At 65.8% G+C, this 17,135-nt stretch carries 15 protein-coding genes; 14 read left to right on the plus strand and 1 reads right to left on the minus strand.

Going from position 1 to position 17,135, the window contains the following annotated elements; all coding sequences use genetic code 11:
• Positions 1–17: 17 nt before the first annotated feature.
• The 9 genes from BDOA9_RS11360 to BDOA9_RS11400 are packed head-to-tail and all read left to right on the plus strand — an operon-like array spanning position 18 to position 8,159.
• Positions 18–1,052 (plus strand): ABC transporter substrate-binding protein, encoded by a 1,035-nt coding sequence (locus BDOA9_RS11360; RefSeq protein ID WP_025034060.1) that lies wholly within the window; start codon positions 18–20, stop codon positions 1,050–1,052.
• A 23-nt stretch (positions 1,053–1,075) separates the two neighbouring features.
• Positions 1,076–2,116 carry an ABC transporter ATP-binding protein gene (locus tag BDOA9_RS11365; RefSeq protein ID WP_025034061.1) on the plus strand — a complete coding sequence of 347 codons (1,041 nt, stop codon included), beginning with the start codon at positions 1,076–1,078 and terminating at the stop codon, positions 2,114–2,116.
• Positions 2,113–2,988, plus strand: a complete 876-nt coding sequence (locus BDOA9_RS11370) for an ABC transporter permease (protein WP_025034062.1) — start codon at positions 2,113–2,115, stop codon at positions 2,986–2,988. The genes BDOA9_RS11365 and BDOA9_RS11370 overlap by 4 nt, the downstream gene beginning before the upstream one ends.
• Positions 2,985–3,791 carry an ABC transporter permease gene (locus tag BDOA9_RS11375; protein WP_025034063.1) on the plus strand — a complete coding sequence of 269 codons (807 nt, stop codon included), beginning with the start codon at positions 2,985–2,987 and terminating at the stop codon, positions 3,789–3,791. Before BDOA9_RS11370 ends, BDOA9_RS11375 begins: the two co-directional genes overlap by 4 nt.
• An 8-nt stretch (positions 3,792–3,799) precedes the next feature.
• Positions 3,800–4,936: an NAD(P)/FAD-dependent oxidoreductase gene (locus BDOA9_RS11380; protein ID WP_025034064.1), complete on the plus strand. Its 1,137-nt coding sequence runs from the start codon at positions 3,800–3,802 to the stop codon at positions 4,934–4,936.
• A gap of 31 nt (positions 4,937–4,967) precedes the next feature.
• Entirely contained in the window at positions 4,968–5,264 is a 297-nt protein-coding gene (locus tag BDOA9_RS11385) for a (2Fe-2S)-binding protein (protein ID WP_025034065.1), read from the plus strand.
• Entirely contained in the window at positions 5,261–6,679 is a 1,419-nt protein-coding gene (locus BDOA9_RS11390) for an FAD/NAD(P)-dependent oxidoreductase (RefSeq protein WP_025034066.1), read from the plus strand. The genes BDOA9_RS11385 and BDOA9_RS11390 overlap by 4 nt, the downstream gene beginning before the upstream one ends.
• Complete coding sequence (locus BDOA9_RS11395) at positions 6,676–7,797, plus strand: NAD(P)/FAD-dependent oxidoreductase (protein WP_025034067.1); 1,122 nt, start codon at positions 6,676–6,678, stop codon at positions 7,795–7,797. The genes BDOA9_RS11390 and BDOA9_RS11395 overlap by 4 nt, the downstream gene beginning before the upstream one ends.
• A 14-nt stretch (positions 7,798–7,811) precedes the next feature.
• Entirely contained in the window at positions 7,812–8,159 is a 348-nt protein-coding gene (locus BDOA9_RS11400; protein ID WP_025034068.1) for a RidA family protein, read from the plus strand.
• A 259-nt stretch (positions 8,160–8,418) separates the two neighbouring features.
• Here the strand turns inward: BDOA9_RS11400 and BDOA9_RS11405 are convergent, their stop codons facing one another.
• Positions 8,419–9,753 (minus strand): dicarboxylate/amino acid:cation symporter, encoded by a 1,335-nt coding sequence (locus tag BDOA9_RS11405; protein WP_025034069.1) that lies wholly within the window; start codon positions 9,751–9,753, stop codon positions 8,419–8,421.
• Positions 9,754–9,880: 127 nt separating this feature from the next.
• Between BDOA9_RS11405 and BDOA9_RS11410 the strand changes: the two genes are divergently transcribed.
• The 5 genes from BDOA9_RS11410 (at position 9,881) to BDOA9_RS11430 (ending at position 17,134) form a co-directional block, all read left to right on the plus strand.
• Positions 9,881–11,194 carry a solute carrier family 23 protein gene (locus BDOA9_RS11410; protein WP_025034070.1) on the plus strand — a complete coding sequence of 438 codons (1,314 nt, stop codon included), beginning with the start codon at positions 9,881–9,883 and terminating at the stop codon, positions 11,192–11,194.
• A 70-nt stretch (positions 11,195–11,264) separates the two neighbouring features.
• Positions 11,265–12,101: an SDR family oxidoreductase gene (locus BDOA9_RS11415; RefSeq protein ID WP_025034071.1), complete on the plus strand. Its 837-nt coding sequence runs from the start codon at positions 11,265–11,267 to the stop codon at positions 12,099–12,101.
• A 118-nt stretch (positions 12,102–12,219) separates the two neighbouring features.
• Positions 12,220–14,010: a cation:proton antiporter domain-containing protein gene (locus tag BDOA9_RS11420; protein WP_025034072.1), complete on the plus strand. Its 1,791-nt coding sequence runs from the start codon at positions 12,220–12,222 to the stop codon at positions 14,008–14,010.
• 76 nt (positions 14,011–14,086) lie between these two features.
• Positions 14,087–14,908: an NAD-dependent protein deacetylase gene (locus BDOA9_RS11425; RefSeq protein WP_025034073.1), complete on the plus strand. Its 822-nt coding sequence runs from the start codon at positions 14,087–14,089 to the stop codon at positions 14,906–14,908.
• Positions 14,909–15,049: 141 nt separating this feature from the next.
• A complete protein-coding gene (locus BDOA9_RS11430; protein ID WP_025034074.1) occupies positions 15,050–17,134 on the plus strand; it encodes a hydantoinase/oxoprolinase family protein in 2,085 nt (694 codons plus the stop codon).
• The last annotated feature ends 1 nt before the right edge of the window (position 17,135 follow it).

A 17,135-nucleotide genomic window follows, 5' to 3' on the forward strand; every position in this document is an offset into this window, starting at 1 on the left:
TATGGAGATCGGTCCACATGAAGACTTTTCGCCTTCTGACCGCGGTCAGCATCGCAGCGCTCATTGCCGCCCCCTCGGTCGTCTCGGCCCAGCAAAAGACGCTTTACGTCGCCGGCTACGGCGGCTCGTTCGAGAAGACCATCCGCGACGAGGTGATCCCGGCCTTCGAGAAGGAGAACGGCGTCAAGGTCGAATACGTCGCCGGCAACTCGACCGACACGCTGGCGAAACTCCAAGCGCAGAAGGGCAACCAGCAGATCGACGTCGCCATCGTCGATGACGGCCCGATGTACCAGGCGATCCAGCTCGGCTTCTGCGGCAAGCTCGACGGCCTGCCCGCCGATCTCTACGATACCGCCCGCTTCAAGGACGATCGTGCGGTCGCCATCGGCATCGTCGCGACCGGCCTGATGTACAACACCAAGGTGTTCAAGGAAAAAGGCTGGGCGGCGCCGACCTCGTGGAACGATTTGAAGGACACGAAATACGCAAAACAGCTCGTGATCCCGCCGATCAACAACACCTACGGTCTCGAAGCGCTGGTGATGCTGTCGAAGATGAATGGCGGCGGCGAGACCAATGTCGAGCCCGGCTTCAAGATCTTCAAGGAGCAGATCAATCCGAACGTGCTCGCCTATGAGCCGTCGCCGGGCAAGATGACCGAGCTGTTTCAGTCCGGCCAGGCCGTGATTGCGGTGTGGGGTACCGGCCGCGTGCAGAGCTTCGCCAATACCGGCTTCCCCGTCGACTTCGTCTATCCCAAGGAAGGCGCAGCGACGCTGCTGACCACGGCCTGTCCGATCAACAAGCCCAACGCCTCGCCGCTCGCGGCGAGCTTCGTCAAGATGCTGCTCGATCCGAAAACCCAGCTCGTGATGCTGAAGGATTACGGCTACGGCCCGGTGCTGAAATCGCTGGTGATCCCGCCCGAGCTCGGCAAGATGGCGCCGATCGGCGAGCGCGCGGCCAAGCTCTATAATCCGGACTGGACCGTGATCAACGAGAAGCGCGAGGAGTGGACCAAGCGCTGGAATCGCGAGGTCGAACGCTGATCGGTCGCGGCGGAGACAGCGTCATGGCCTACCTCGAGCTCGATCGGGTCGCAAAGCAGTTCGGCACGCAGACCGTGGTCGACGACTTCAGCCTGTCGGTGGGGAAGGGGGAGTTCATCTCCTTCCTCGGCCCGTCTGGCTGCGGCAAGACCACGACGCTGCAGATGATCGCGGGCTTCCTCGACCCCACGCGCGGCGCAATCCGCCTCGAGGGCAAGGACCTGACCGCGATCCATCCGGCCAAGCGCGGCCTCGGCATCGTGTTCCAGAGCTACGCGCTGTTTCCGCACATGACCGCGTCGGAGAACGTGGCCTTTGGCCTCGAGATGCGTGGCGTGCCGCGCGCTGAAAGGGCCGAGCGCGTCCGTGCTGCCCTCGCGATGGTGGGGCTCGCCGGTTATGAGGATCGCCATCCGCGCCGCATGTCCGGCGGCCAGCAGCAGCGCGTGGCGCTGGCCCGCGCGCTGGTGATCAAGCCGAGCGTGCTGCTGCTCGACGAGCCGCTGTCCAATCTCGACGCCAAGCTGCGCGAGGAGATGCAGATCGAGCTGCGCCAGATCCAGCGCACCATCGGCACCACCACGATCCTGGTCACGCACGACCAGAACGAGGCGATGTCGCTGTCCGACCGCATCGTGGTGATGAGCCAGGGCAAGATCGAGCAGATCGGCACGCCGCAGGAGACATATGAGAAGCCGGCCTCGGCCTTCGTCTCGCAGTTCCTCGGAAAGACCAACGACTTTGCCGGTACGATCGACCGGACCGTCTCGCCGACGCAACTGGTTGCGGGCTCCTGGCGCGCGCCGGCGCCGGCCGGGCTTGGCGGCCCCGTCACCGTCAGCGTGCGCCCCGAACGAATCGGCTTCGGCGATGCCGGCCTCAGCGCAAAAATCCTCACGCGCATCTTCCAGGGCAATCACTGGCTGTTCCAGTGCGACAGCGAATGCGGCCCGGCGATCGTGATTCGCCAGAATGACGGCACGGCGCAGCCAGGCGAAGGCGACGCGGTTCGCCTCACTTGGCGGCCCGAGGACATGAGCGTGCGCGCGAGGGCCGGCGCATGAGCGCGGTCGCCGAAGAGCGCAGCCTACGCGCGCCGTGGGCGCTGACCGCGCCCGCCTTGATGCTGTTCGTCGGTGTGCTGCTGATTCCGCTGGCGATGACGGTGATGCTGTCGTTCCACGATTGGGGCCAGTACAAGGGCATCGAGCCGGTCTTCATCCTCAAGAACTGGCACGAGATCGCGACCGATCCCTATTACGCGGAGATGTTCTGGCGGACCTTTCGCATCGCGATCCTGACCACGCTGCTCACAGCCCTGCTCGGCGCGCCCGAGGCCTACATCCTCAACCGCATGAGCGGCCGCTGGAAGAGTTTCTTCCTGCTGGTCATTCTTGGGCCGCTCCTGATCTCCGTGGTGGCGCGCACGCTGGGCTGGGCGCTGCTGTTCGGCGGCAACAACGGCCTCGTCAACAAGCTGCTGATGTCGCTCGGGGTCATGCGCTCGCCGATTCCCTTCATGTTCACCGAGACGGGCATGGTGATCGCGCTTGCGCATGTGATGATGCCGTTCATGGTGCTGTCGGTGTGGGCGGCGCTGCAGCGGCTCGACCCGCAGATCGAGAATGCCGCGATGTCGCTCGGCGCGGGCCCTGCGACCATCATCCGCCGCATCATCATGCCGCAGATCATGCCCGGCGTGCTGTCGGGGGCGATCATCGTGTTCTCGCTCTCGGCCAGCGCCTTCGCGACACCGGCGATCATCGGCGGCCGCCGGCTCAAGGTCGCCGCGACGCTCGCCTATGACGAATTCCTCAACACGCTGAACTGGCCGCTCGGCGCCGCCGTCGCAACGCTGCTGCTGGCCGCACTGGTGCTGATCGTCGTCGGCAGCAACGCGCTGATCGAGCGCCGTTATGCGGAGGTGTTCCGATGAGACGGAACGGCCCGCTGGCGCTGATCTTCCACGCCATCTTCGTCATCGTCATGGTGGCGCCGATCCTGGTGGTCTGCCTCGTCGCCTTCACGCCGGAAGGTTTTCTGTCGCTGCCGACCAACGGCTTTTCGCTGCGCTGGTTCAGGACCATCGCGAACTATCCCGAATTCATTCACGCGTTCTGGGTCAGCCTTGGCCTTGGCGCGTTGTCCTCGCTCGTGGCGCTCGTGTTCGCGGTGCCGGCGGCGCTGGCGATCGCGCGCTATCGCTTTCGCGGCCGTGATGCGCTGGCGGCGCTGTTTCTGTCGCCGCTGATGATCCCGCATGTCGTGCTTGGCATCGCTTTCCTGCGCTTCTTCACCTCGGCGGGCCTCGGCGGCAGCTTTGCCGCGCTCATTATCGCCCATGTCATCATCGTGTTTCCGTTCGCGCTGCGGCTGACCTTGGCGGCTGCAACCGGCATGGATCGCTCGGTCGAAATGGCCGCGGTCTCGCTCGGCGCCGGCGGCTGGACGCTGTTTCGCCGCGTGACCTTGCCGCTGATCCTGCCCGGCGTCATCAGCGGCTGGGCGCTCGCCTTCATCCAGTCCTTCGACGATCTCACCATGACCGTCTTCCTCGCCGCACCCGGCACCGAGACGCTGCCGGTGCGCATGTTCCTCTACATCCAGGACAACATCGATCCGCTGGTGACGTCGGTCTCGGCCTGCGTGATCGCGATCACCATGACCGCCCTCATTCTGCTCGACCGCTTCTACGGGCTCGACCGCGTGCTCGCCGGCAAGGGCGATACGGGACGATAGGAGAATCTATGCGAACGGAATACGACGTCGCCGTCGTCGGCGGCGGACTGCTCGGCTCCGCCATTGCCTGGGGCCTCGGCCGGCTCGGCAAGAAGATCGCCGTGCTCGACGAAGGCGACATCACCAAGCGCGCCTCGCGCGCGAACTTTGCGCTGGTGTGGGTGCAGAGCAAAGGGCTCGGCATGCCCGCCTATACGGTGTGGACCGTGCAGGCCTCGCAGGCCTGGGGCCGGTTGGCCTCCGAGCTGAAGCAGCAGACGGGTCTCGACGTCGCCCTGCAGCAGAATGGCGGCTTTCATCTCACGCTCGGCGAGGACGAATTCGGCCAGCGCACCGAGCTCGTCAAGCGCATGCACAACCAGGCCGGCGCGGCCGACTACAAGATGGAGATGCTGCGGCCGTCCGAGATCAAGAAGGCGCTGCCGTTGATCGGGCCCGAGGTCTCCGGCGGCAGCTATTGCCCGCTCGACGGCCACGTCAATTCGCTGCGCACGTTCCGCGCCTTTCACACCGGCTTCATTGCGTTTGGCATCGACTATTTTCCGGAACGCCCGGTCTCGGCGATCAGCAAGAGCGGCGGCGAATTTCGCCTGACCACGCCAAAGGGCGAGCTGCGTGCCGCCAAGATCGTGCTGGCCGCCGGCAACGCCAACCAGACGCTGGCGCCGATGGTCGGCCTGTTTGCGCCGATGGGGCCGACCCGCGGTCAGGTCGTCGTGACCGAGCGCACCGTGCCGTTCCTGCCGCATCCGCTGACCACGATCCGCCAGACCGACGAGGGCACGGTGATGATCGGCGACAGCAAGGAGGACGAGCTCGACGATCGCACGCTGAAGCCCTCGATCAGCGGCGTGATGGCCGATCGCGCGCAGCGCATGTTCCCGCATCTGGCGCGGCTCAATGTGGTCAGGAGCTGGTCCGGCATCCGCGTCATGCCGCAGGACGGTTTTCCGATCTACGACCAGTCGGAGACGCATCCCGGCGCCTTCGTCGCTTGCTGCCATTCCGGCGTGACGCTCGCCTCCAACCACGCCTTCGACATCGCGCGCATGGTGGCGCAGGGCGCGCTCGAGCCGGAGCTGGTCGGCGCGTTCTCCGCCAGCCGTTTTGGTGGCGCAGGTGCCGCCAACAGCAGCGGTTATTGAAGATTCTGAGAAGGAGCCAAGAGGCATCCCCATGTTCAAGCGATCCGAACAGGACAAGCGGCCACAGGTGCAGATCTTCGTCGACGGCGTCGCCGTCGCGGCGCGCCAGGGCGACACCGTCTCTGCCGCGCTGCTGGCCTCCGGCGTTGACGCACGCCGCTCGACTGCAGTCAGCGGCGCGCCGCGTCTGCCCTACTGCATGATGGGCGTCTGCTTCGACTGTCTCGTCACCATCGACGGCGTCGGCAACCGGCAGGGCTGCCTCGTGCCGGTCGCCGAGGGCATGCAGATCGAAATTCAGAAGGGCAAGCGGGAGATCGGAAAATGAGTGTGGCTCCCAAGCGCGAAGACTATGACGTCGTGGTGATCGGCGCTGGGCCGGCGGGTCTCGCTGCTGCCGCGACATCCGCCGAGGCCGGCCTGTCGACGCTGCTGCTCGACGAGAATATCGGACCCGGTGGCCAGGTGTTCCGCGCGATTTCCTCGACGCCAGTCACCGAGCGCGATCAACTCGGCGCCGATTATTGGATCGGGGCCGATCTCGTGCAGTCGCTGCGCGCGGGCAGCGCGGAAATCATCCAGCGTGCGACCGTCTGGAGTCTCGACCGCAATCTCGATATCGCCGTATCGATCGGCGGCGCGTCCGCTTTCGTCAAGGCCAAGCGCGTGATCCTTTCGACCGGCGCGCTGGAGCGGCCGTTCCCGATTCCCGGCTGGACGCTGCCGGGCGTGATGACCGCGGGCGCGGCGCAGATCATGTTGAAGTCCTCGGCGCTGGTGCCCGATGGCCGCACGGTGATCGCGGGACAGGGCCCGCTGCTCTGGCTGCTCGCCGCGCAAATCCTGCGCCTCGGCGGCCGCATCGACCGCATTCTCGACACCACCCAACGCGGCAATTATCTCGCGGCGCTCCCGCACGCTTTCGCCTTCCTGACCTCGCCCTATTTCGCCAAGGGCCTGTCGATGATGCGCGAGGTGAAGGCGAAGGTGCAGCTCGTCTCGGGTGTCACCGAACTCTCGGCGGAGGGTGACGGCCAGCTTGCGAAAGTGAGCTACGTCGCGGGCAGCAAGCGCGAGACCATTCCTGCCGATCTGTTGCTGCTGCATCAGGGCGTCGTGCCCAATGTCAATCTGGCGATGTCGGCCGGCGTCGAGCATCGCTGGGATGACCTGCAATTGTGCTGGTCGCCGGTGCTGGACGCGAGCGGCAATTCCTCGGTTGCGGGCATCGCGATCGCCGGCGACGGCGCGGGCATCGGCGGTGCGAATGCGGCCGTGGTGCGTGGTCGCATTGCCGCGCGCGCCGCTATCGAAGCGCTTGCACCCGCGGCTGCTGCGAAGCTCGCACCAATGGCGACACTCCGTTCCGATCTCGCCAAGGCCGAGCGCGGCCGCGTCTTCCTCGACACACTATTCCGCCCGGCGCCGCAGTTCCGGATTCCCTCGGGCGACACCATCGTCTGTCGTTGTGAAGAGGTCACCGCGAAGGACGTTCTCGATTCCGTTGCGATTGGTGCGACCGGGCCGAACCAGCTCAAGGCCTACCGCCGCACCGGCATGGGCCCGTGCCAGGGCCGGCTCTGCGGGCTCACGGTCACCGAGCTGATGGCGCAGGCGCGCGGCAAGACCCCACAGGAGATCGGCTATTACCGGCTGCGCGCGCCGGTGAAGCCGATCACGCTCGCCGAGCTCGCCGCCGTTCCGAAGAGCGAGGCCGACGTCAAGGCGGTGGTGCGCGGATGACACGAAACGTGGATGTGATCGTCATTGGCGGCGGCATCCACGGGTGCTCGACCACGCTGCATCTGTGTCTCGCCGGCCTGAAGCCGGTGCTGATCGAAAAGGACTATGCCGGCCGTCACGCCTCGGGCGTCAATGCCGGCGGTGTGCGCCAGCTCGCCCGGCACATTCCAGAAATCCCGCTCTCGATCCGCTCAATGGGGATCTGGGAGAAGATTTCGGATCTCCTCGACGATGATTGCAGCTTCGAGAGCTACGGTCAGGTGCTGGTTGCCGAGAACGAGGACGAGCTCGCGGCCTGCCGCGCCCGCGTCGCCGAGCTCAACGCGCTCGGCTTCACCCATGAAGAGCTGATCGACGGTGCCGAACTGCGCCGGCTGGTGCCGGCAGTGGCGGAGACCTGTCCCGGCGGCGTGGTCTCGCGCCGCGACGGCGCGGCCAATCCGGCGCAGACGACGACGGCATTCCGCCGCAAGGCCGAGCAGCTCGGCGCCACCGTGCGCGAAGGCGTGGCGGCCGGCAACATCCGGCACCGTGACGGTCTCTGGCGCGTCGATGTGGGCTCGGAGAGCTTTGCCGCGCCCGTGCTGGTCAACGCGGCCGGCGCCTGGGCCGGCAAGATCGCGTCCGATCTCGGCGAGCCGGTGCCGGTCGAGACCGTGGCGCCGATGCTGATGATCACCTCGCGCGTGCCACATTTCATCGATCCCGTCGTGATCCTGCGCGGGCGAAAACTCTCCTTCAAGCAGTTCAAGAACGGCACGGTGCTGATCGGCGGCGGCCATCTGGCGACGCCCTATCAGGATCGCAACGAGACGGTGCTGGACTGGAAGAGCCTCGCGACCAGCGCGCAGACCGTGTTCGAGCTGTTTCCGGTGATGCGCAGCGCCACCATCGTCCGCGCCTGGGCCGGCATCGAGGCGAAGATGAAGGACGACATTCCCGTGTTCGGGCCGAGCTCCCGTCACAAGGGGCTCTACCACCAGTTCGGCTTCTCGCTGCACGGTTTCCAGCTCGGCCCCGGCGCCGGCGCCGTGATGGCGGAGCTGATCGTCAGCGGCGGCACCCAGACCCGCGTCGGCGATCTCGGCATCGACCGATTCTATCCCTCAACGCTCTAACAACAGAGGACATCATGAGCATCACCCGCAGCATCCGCACGCCCATCATGCACCGGGCCGTCGAGGCCAATGGCTTCGTCTTTCTCGGCGGCACCATCGCCGACGACACCAGCGTTTCCATGGGCGACCAGACGCGCAACATCCTCGGCAAGATCGCCGGCTATCTGAAGGAGGCGGGCACCGACAAGTCGCGTGTCGTCAGCGCCTCGATCTTCGTCACCGATCTCTCCAAGAAGAAGGAGATGGATGCGGCCTGGACCGAGTTCTTCGGCGACAACCTGCCGACCCGGGCCACCGTCGGCGTGGCCGATCTCGGCGGCGGTGCGCTGATCGAGGTGGTGGTCACCGCGCTCAAGGGCTGATCGCCATTAGCGGGACCGAGATCGGGCGATCGCCCGATCTTGCCAGCGCATTCATGAGAGGGAATTTGACCCGCCGCCAAATCGCATGCGGCGATCATTATCAAAAGCCCGACGCCCTGCCCCCAGCGCGTCGGGCGGAAAGAAATGAGTATCAATCCGTGATCCCAACGCCATTGTTGTGACGCGGGCCGCATCGATTTTCTACTCCGGGAAACTACCGCATCAGAACTAGGCGTCGTCTGCTCACCGGCCGCGCGGCCTACGACGCTGCGCCTCCACCCGGCTCCAGCGCTTCCCCGATCTCCAGCGGATGCGCCATGGTCTCGTGCAGCGCGTCGCGGTCGAGCTCGCCTTCGGAGATGCTGATGACGACGCAGGCGACGCCATTGCCGATCAGGTTGGTGAGCGCGCGGCATTCGCTCATGAACTTGTCGATGCCGACCAGGATCGCGATCGACTGGATCGGGATATCGGGCACGATCGACAGCGTCGCGGCCAGCGTGATGAAGCCGGCGCCGGTCACGCCCGAGGCGCCCTTGGAGGTGATCATGGCGATGCCGAGGATGCCGAGCTCCTGCCAGATGGTGAGATGGGTGTTGGTCGCCTGCGCCAGGAACAGCGTCGCCAGCGTCATGTAGATGTTGGTGCCGTCGAGATTAAAGCTGTAGCCGGTGGGGATGACGAGGCCCACCACGGAGCGCGAGGCGCCGAGATGCTCCATCTTCTGGATCATCTGCGGCAGCACGGTCTCGGAGGACGAGGTGCCGAGCACGATGAGGAGCTCGTCCTTGATATAGGCGATGAAGCGCAGGATCGAGAAGCCGGCGAGCCGGGCGATCGAACCCAGCACGATCACTACGAACAGGATGCTGGTCAGATAGAACGTGCCGATCAGCGCGGCGAGATTGAGCAGCGAGCCGAGGCCGTAGGCGCCGACGGTGAACGCCATGGCACCGAAGGCGCCGATCGGCGCGACGCGGACGATGATGCGGATGATGCCGAAGAACATCTTCGCCGCCTTGTCGATCGCGTCCGCGATGGGCTCGCCGGCCTTGCCGAGGAAGGCGATGGCGAAGCCGGAGAGGATCGAGATCAGCAGCACCTGGAGCAGGTCGCCGCGCGCAATGGCGCCCAGATAGCTGTCGGGAATGATCGCCATCAGATGGGCGACGATACCCTCTTCGTGGGCCTTGGTGACGTAGGTCGCCACCGATTTCGGGTCGATCGTGGCGGGATCGATGTTGAAGCCGTGCCCGGGCTGGAGAATCTCGCCGACCAGAAGGCCGACCGCGAGGGCCACGGTCGAGACCGTCTCGAAATAGATCAGCGACTTCAGCCCGACCCGGCCCACCCGCTTCAGATCGCCCATCGAGGAGATGCCGTGCACCACGGTGCAGAAGATCACCGGCGCGATCATCATCTTGATCAGCGCGATGAAGCCGTCGCCAAGCGGTTTCAAGGCCTTGCCGAGATCGGGATAGACATAGCCGATGAGCACGCCGAGCGCGATCGCGATCAGCACCTGGACGTAGAGGATCTTGTACCAGGGCTGGTGCCGGCGCTGGATGGCTGACGGAAGCGCAATCTGTGTCATAATGCAGGCCCGGGAACGTATTGATCGTGCATGATTTGCATCATGTGATGGGCGCCGCAGAAGCGACAATCACATTTTTGTCTGTTGGCACGACCATCGGTCGTTGCGCCGAAACTTGGGTGGGAACATGACGATCGCACCAGGCTCGGACGAGCAGAGCTATTTCCCACGTTGGAAGCTCAAGACCTCGGGCGTGATCATGCCGGAGGAGCGCCTGTCCTGGGGCCAGACCATCGTCTCGGGTCTTCAGCATTGTGTCGCGATGTCCGGTGCGACGATCATCGCGCCGCTGCTGATGGGGTTCGATCCCAACGTTGCAGTTCTGTTCTCCGGCGTCGGCACGCTGATCTTCTTCGTCGTCGTCGCCGGGCGCGTGCCGAGCTATCTCGGCTCGAGCTTCGCCTTCATCGCCGTCGTCATCGCCGCCACCGGCTATGCCGGGCAGGGGCCGAACCCGAACCTGTCGGTTGCGCTCGGCGGCATCGTCGGGGCCGGGGTGCTGTATGGCCTGATTTCGCTGGTCGTGATGTGGTCCGGTGTCGGCTGGATCGAGCGGCTGCTGCCGCCGGCCGTCACCGGTGCCGTCGTCGCCGCGATCGGCCTCAATCTCGCGCCGGTGGCGGTCAAGGCGGTCAGCGCCAATGCGCTCGACACGGCAATCGGGCTCGCGACTGTCCTGATCATCGGCGTGGTGGCGGTTGCCGCGCCGGGCCTGTGGCGCCGCCTGCCGATCATCCTCGGGGCGGTCGGCGGCTATCTCCTCTACCTGCTGTTCACGAACGGCCTCGGCCTCGGCAAGCCGATCGACTTCACGCAATTGTCGGCCGCGCCATGGCTCGGGCTGCCGAATTTCACGGCGCCGAGCTTCCATGCCGATGCGGTCTTCCTCATCGCGCCGGTCGCGGTCATTCTCGTTGCCGAGAACCTCGGGCATATCAAGGCGGTCGGCGCCATGACGGGCCGGAGCCTCGATGCCTATCTCGGTCGTGCCCTGTTCGCCGACAGCCTAGCTACCATCGTGGCGGCGAGCGGCGGCGGCACCGGCGTCACCACCTATGCCGAGAACATCGGCGTGATGGCGGCGACCAGGGTTTATTCGACCCTGCTGTTTGCGTTCGCAGCCCTGGTGTCGATCCTGCTCGGCTTCTCGCCGAAATTCGGCGCGCTCATCTTGTCCATCCCGGGTCCCGTCATCGGCGGCCTCTCGATCGTGCTGTTCGGGCTGATCGCGGCGATGGCCGGCCGAATCTGGGTCGAGAACAAGGTCGACTTCGCCAATCCTGCCAACCTCATCACGGTCGCGGTGGCGCTGATCGCAGGGGCCGGCGATCTCACGCTCAAATTCGGCGCGTTCACGATCGGCGGCATCGGCACCGCGACTTTCGGCGCGATCATCCTCTATCAGATCCTGACCTCGCCGCTCGCGCGGCGCGCCGACTAGATCCCCGCATCGCTGAGGGATGGAACAAAACGCAGGTTCCATCCATGATGATGCATCCCGGAGAGAACACATGCCGCAATCCGATCGCTCGACCTCGTTTCCCTCGCGCCTCGTCGGCCAGTACGCGCTGGTGACCGGCGCCTCGCAAGGCATCGGCCGTGCCGTCGCCATCAGGCTTGCCCAGGAGGGTGCCACGGTCGCCATCAATTATTTCGAGCACGATGAGCGGGCGGAGGAGACGCTCGCGCTCGCGCGGGCCGCGTCGAGCAATCGCGGCCACGGCGAGCCCGGTCATTGCATCGTCAAGGCCAATGTCGGCGACGAGCAGGAAATTGCTGCGATGTTCGAAATGATCCTTTCCCGCTGGAAGCGTCTCGATTGTCTCGTCAACAACGCCGGCTTCCAGAAGGAATCGCCGAGCGAGGCGCTGGACGTCGAAACCTACCGCCGTATCATCGACGTCAATCTCAACGGCGCGGTGTTCTGCGCGCAGAAGGCGCTGGCCCATTTCGTTGCGCGCGGCGGAGGCGGCAGCATCATCAACTGCTCCAGCGTGCACCAGATCATTCCAAAGCCCGGCTATCTCGCTTATTCGATCAGCAAGGGCGGCATGGCCAATCTGACGCGCACGCTGGCGCTCGAATTCGCGCGGCACGGCATCCGCGTCAATGCGGTCGGTCCCGGCGCAATCGACACGCCGATCAACGCGGCCTGGACCGGCGATCCCGAAAAGCGCGGCGTCGTCACCAGCCACATTCCCATGGGCCGCGTCGGCACACCCGAAGAGATCGCGGCGGTGTTCGCCTTCCTCGCCTCGGAGGATGCCAGCTACATCACCGGGCAGACCATCTACGCCTGCGGAGGCATGACGCTGTTTCCCGAGTTTCGGGAGAACTGGGCGAGCTGAACGTTCCGACTGGCGCGCCGCGCGGGAGGGTGGGACCGAGGGCTGACTGCGGCGCCGTGTGCTATCGACCGCGGGCTACGCTACGGCTATTGGGCAGACGCCGACACATGACGGGCTCGTGACCACAAACATCAACATCAATGCCTATAGCGACGCGCTGGTGGTGCTCGGGACCGCCGGCGTGGTGGTGCCGCTGGTCCGGCATTGGGGCATCAATCCCGTGCTGGGCTATCTTGGCGCCGGCGCCATTCTCGGTCCGCTCGGGCTCGGCTCGCTGGTTCGCGACATCCCATTCCTGTACTGGTTCACGGTGACGGACGCGCAAAACGTCGAGGGTATCGCCAATCTCGGCATCGTGTTCCTGCTGTTCCTGATCGGGCTCGAGCTGTCGTTGCGCCGGCTCGTCACGATGCGACGCCTCGTGTTCGGGCTCGGCGGCCTGCAAGTCCTCGCCACGTCGGCCATGATTTTCGGCGTGGCGCTTCTCTTCGGGCAGAGCTCAGATACCGCCGTGATCCTCGGGGCGAGCCTTGCGCTGTCCTCGACGGCGATCGTGCTCGAGCTTCTCTCCGCCGAGAGGCGGCTGGCGACCACGGCCGGACGCGCCAGCTTCGCGGTGCTGCTGGCCCAGGATCTTGCCGTGGTCCCTGTCCTCGTCTTTGTCGCGGTGCTCGGCGCGGGCAGCGGCGGCTCGGTCGTGGCGCACATCTCCACCGCGATCCTGAAGGCGGTGGTGGCAGTCGTTTTCCTGATCCTGATCGGACGGCTGCTGATGCGTCCGCTGTTCCAGATGGTTGCCGGCACCCATTCGACGGAGTTGTTCGTTGCCGCGACCCTGTTCGTCATCGTCGGCGCAGGGCTTGCCGCCCACCAGGCCGGCCTGTCGATGGCGCTCGGAGCGTTCGTTGCAGGACTGATGCTGGCGGAGACCGAGTATGGCAAGGCCATCGAGGCCACCGTCGAGCCGTTCAAGGGCCTGCTGCTCGGCATCTTCTTCTTCACCGTCGGCATGGCCATCGATTTCCGCGTGTTCGCGCGGGAGCCCGGTTGGCTGCTGGCGGCCGTTATCGGCATCGTCGTCGGCAAGGCGATCGTGCTCATCATCCTGGGCCGCCTCTTCAGGCTGTCATGGCCGGCGGCGATCGAGATCGGCTTCCTGCTGGGCCCCGTCGGCGAGTTCGCCTTCGTCAGCATCGGAATGGCTGCGGCCGGCGACCTGATCGAGCCCCGCGTATCGAGCTTTGCCGTGGCCGTCACCGCCGTGACGATGGCGTTGACACCGCTTCTGGGCATGCTCGGACGAAAATTGGCCGCGAAGCTGGGCAGCGAACGCGCGCCTGATCCCGAGCTTGCGGTTCGGCCGCCCGGCGATCAGGCGCAAGCCATCGTGGTCGGCTATGGCCGTGTTGGAAAAGTCGTCTGCTCGCTGCTGACGAGCCACGGCCTGAACTACATCGCCGTCGATCACGAGGCCGCCGGCGTGGCGCGCGACCGCCGCGACGGCCATAAAGTTTATTTCGGCGATGCGACAGAACCGGGATTCCTCGAAGCCTGCGGCCTGATGCAGACGACCGGCGTGATCATCACGGTTCAATCACGGCAGGCGATCGACGCCGTCGTCGAGCGAATCCGGGCGGTGCGGCCAAATGTGCTGATCGTCTCACGCGCGCGGGACGCCGATCATGCCCGCCACCTCTATGCGATCGGCGCAACCGATGCGGTGCCGGAAACGATCGAGGCGAGCCTGCAACTCTCCGAAGCCGCGCTGGTCGGCCTCGGCGTTGCGGTCGGTCATGCGATCGCCTCGGTGCACGAGAAGCGGGACGAATTCCGGCGCACGCTGCAGCAGGCCGCCCGCATCGCCGGACAAGAGCAAGCTCCTCCCGCGGGGCGCCGGTCCCCACGATAGCCACTCGCCCGCGCGGCTGTGCGCCGCCGACGCTCGTGATCTGGCAAAATGCACTTGAGCGAACTACATCTACGCCATGACAAACGCTGCGCCGGCAAACAGATCGCTCCAGGATTTCGTCGGTCGGCACGAAAACCTGTTCGTGCTGACCGGCGCCGGCTGCAGCACCAATTCGGGCATTCCCGATTATCGCGACAGCCAGGGCAATTGGAAGCGGACCCAGCCGGTCAATTTCCAGGCCTTCATGTCGGACGCGCAGACGCGCCGGCGCTATTGGGCGCGAAGCCTCATCGGATGGCGGCGGTTCGGCCAGGCGAGGCCGAACGATGCGCATCATGCGCTGGCCCGGCTCGAGGCGAACGGTCGGTGCGGGATGCTGCTGACGCAAAATGTGGACCGGCTGCATCAGTCGGCCGGCCACCGCCAGGTGATCGACCTGCACGGCCGGCTCGATCTGGTCCGCTGCATGGGCTGCGGGGCGAAGACGCCGCGCGAGGTGTTCCAGCACGTGCTCGGCCGCGCCAATGCGCAATGGCTGACGCTCGATGCCGCGGATGCACCCGACGGCGACGCCGATCTGGAGCACGAGGATTTTTCCTCCTTCGAGGTGCCTCCTTGCGAAGCCTGCGGCGGCATCCTCAAGCCCGACGTGGTGTTCTTCGGCGAGAACGTGCCGCGCGAGGTGGTGGCCATGGCGCAGGATCATCTGGCAGTGGCCGATGCGATGCTGATCGTCGGCTCGTCATTGATGGTCTATTCCGGCTTCCGTTTCGTCCAGGCCGCCGCGAAACGGCAGATTCCGATCGCAGCGGTCAATCTCGGCCGCACCCGCGCCGACGATCTCCTGACGCTGAAGGTCGAGGAGCGCTGCGAGGCGGCGCTTGCATTCCTGCTCTGAGCGCTCGGGCGCGAACGCGCCTTGCCTATTGCATAGGTGCCGCGCAAAATAGCCGGGCACAGCGTTGCCGGCATGTCTCATGGCACGGGAATTGCTGCGCTTTTTGGACCCAGTCTTGACGACCAGCACGGAGAAATTGGAATGCTCGAGGGAGCCGAGGTGCGGCTTGCCGTTGATATCGGTGGCACGTTCACCGACATCGTGCTGGACGTGGGACAAGATCGCAAGACCCGCAAGGTGCTGACGACGCCGCAGCGCCCCGAGCAGGCGGTGCTGGACGGCATGCGGCTCATTCTTGCCGATGCACGCGCGCATATCAGCGATATCGACGTCTTCATCCACGGCACGACGCTCGCGACCAATGCGATCATCGAGCGGCGCGGCGCCAAGACGGCGCTGATCGCAACCGAAGGCTTTCGCGACGTGCTCGATATCGGCACCGAAAGCCGCTACGACCAATATGATCTCGGCATCGACAAGCCGAAGCCGCTGGCGCCGCGCAGCCTCCGCTTCACCGTGCCCGAGCGCATCGACGCGCACGGTGCCGTTCGGCTCCCGCTGGACGAGACGGCCGTGCGCGCACTCGCGCCGAGATTGCGTGAGCTCGGCGTCGAGAGCGTCGCGATCGCCTTCCTGCACTCCTACGCCAATCCCGAGCACGAGCGGCGCACTGCCGCAATCATCAGCGAGGAGATGCCCGGCGTCTCCGTCACCGTGTCCTCGGCGGTCTGTCCGGAGATTCGCGAGTATGAGCGCACGTCTACCGCGGTTGCCAACGCCTATGTGCAACCATTGATCGACGGTTACCTCGCCCGCATGGCCGACGCCTTGCAGGTCGAGCAGTTTCGCGGCGCGATCTATCTCGTCACGTCGGGCGGCGGCGTCACCTCGATCGAGACCGCGCGGCGCTTTCCGGTGCGCCTCGTCGAATCCGGTCCGGCCGGCGGCGCCATCTTCGCGGCGCAGATCGCAGCGCGCCTTGGCGAGAGCAAGGTGCTGTCCTTCGACATGGGCGGCACCACGGCAAAGATCTGCCTGATTGAAAAATTCCAGCCCGAGACCTCGCGCGTGTTCGAGGTCGATCGCGCCGCGCGCTTTCTCAAGGGCTCCGGCCTGCCGGTGCGTATCCCCGTGATCGAGATGGTCGAGATAGGTGCCGGCGGCGGCTCGATTGCCCATGTCGACGCCATGAAGCGCGTCACCGTCGGCCCGGAGAGCGCCTCGTCGGAGCCTGGACCCGCCTGCTACGGCCGTGGCGGTCAGCGTCCCGCGGTGACGGATGCGGACGTCGCGCTCGGCATGATCGATCCCGATGCGTTTGCGGCCGGCACCATCAAGCTCGATCCCGAGCTGTCGAAGCAGGCCCTGCTGCGCGATGTCGGTGCGCCGCTCGGCCTGTCGGCGGAAACGGCAGCTTATGCCGTGCACGAGGTCGTTTGCGAGAACATGGCGAGCGCGGCGCGCGTGCACGCGGTCGAGCGCGGTGCCGTAGTCGGCCAGCACACGCTGATCGCGTTCGGCGGAGCTGCGCCGCTGCATGCAGCGCGCGTCGCCGAGAAGATCGGCGTCTCCCGCGTGATCGTGCCGTCGAATGCCGGCGTCGGCTCGGCGGTCGGATTTCTCGCCGCGCCGATCGCCTATGAGCTGGTGCGTAGCCGGCACGTCCGCCTCGATGATTTCGATACCGAAGCCGTCTCCGATCTCTTGCAGGAGATGGCGACCGAAGCGCGTGCGCTGGTCGAGCCTGGCGCCGCCGGTGCACCGGTGCGCGAGCGCCGTGCCGCCTTCATGCGCTATGTCGGCCAGGGCCACGAGATCTCGGTCGAGCTGCCGAACCGTCCGCTGACGACGGCCGATCTCGCCTCGCTGCGCCAGCAGTTCGAGGCCGACTATTCCGCGATGTTCGAGCGTCCGATCCCGGGCGCCGCCATCGAGGTGTTGAGCTGGTCGGTGCTCGCCACCACCGAGGCGCGCAATCCGTCCGCCGTCGCCGCCGTCGCGCGCATGCCCGCGGCCAAGGCGTCCGGCAGCCGAAAATTCTTCGACGGCCGGGCCGGAGAAGTGATCGAGATCCCGCTCTATCGTCGCGAGGACATGGCGCCCGGCGCGACCATTGCCGGCCCCGCCGTGATTGCGGAAGACGAGACTTCGACCTTCGTCTCCACCAGTTTCGACGCCCATATTGATGGCGCCGGCAGCATCGTTATGGAACGGAAGGCGGCCTGAT

This window comes from Bradyrhizobium sp. DOA9 (assembly GCF_000617845.2).
Taxonomy (GTDB): Bacteria; Pseudomonadota; Alphaproteobacteria; order Rhizobiales; family Xanthobacteraceae; genus Bradyrhizobium.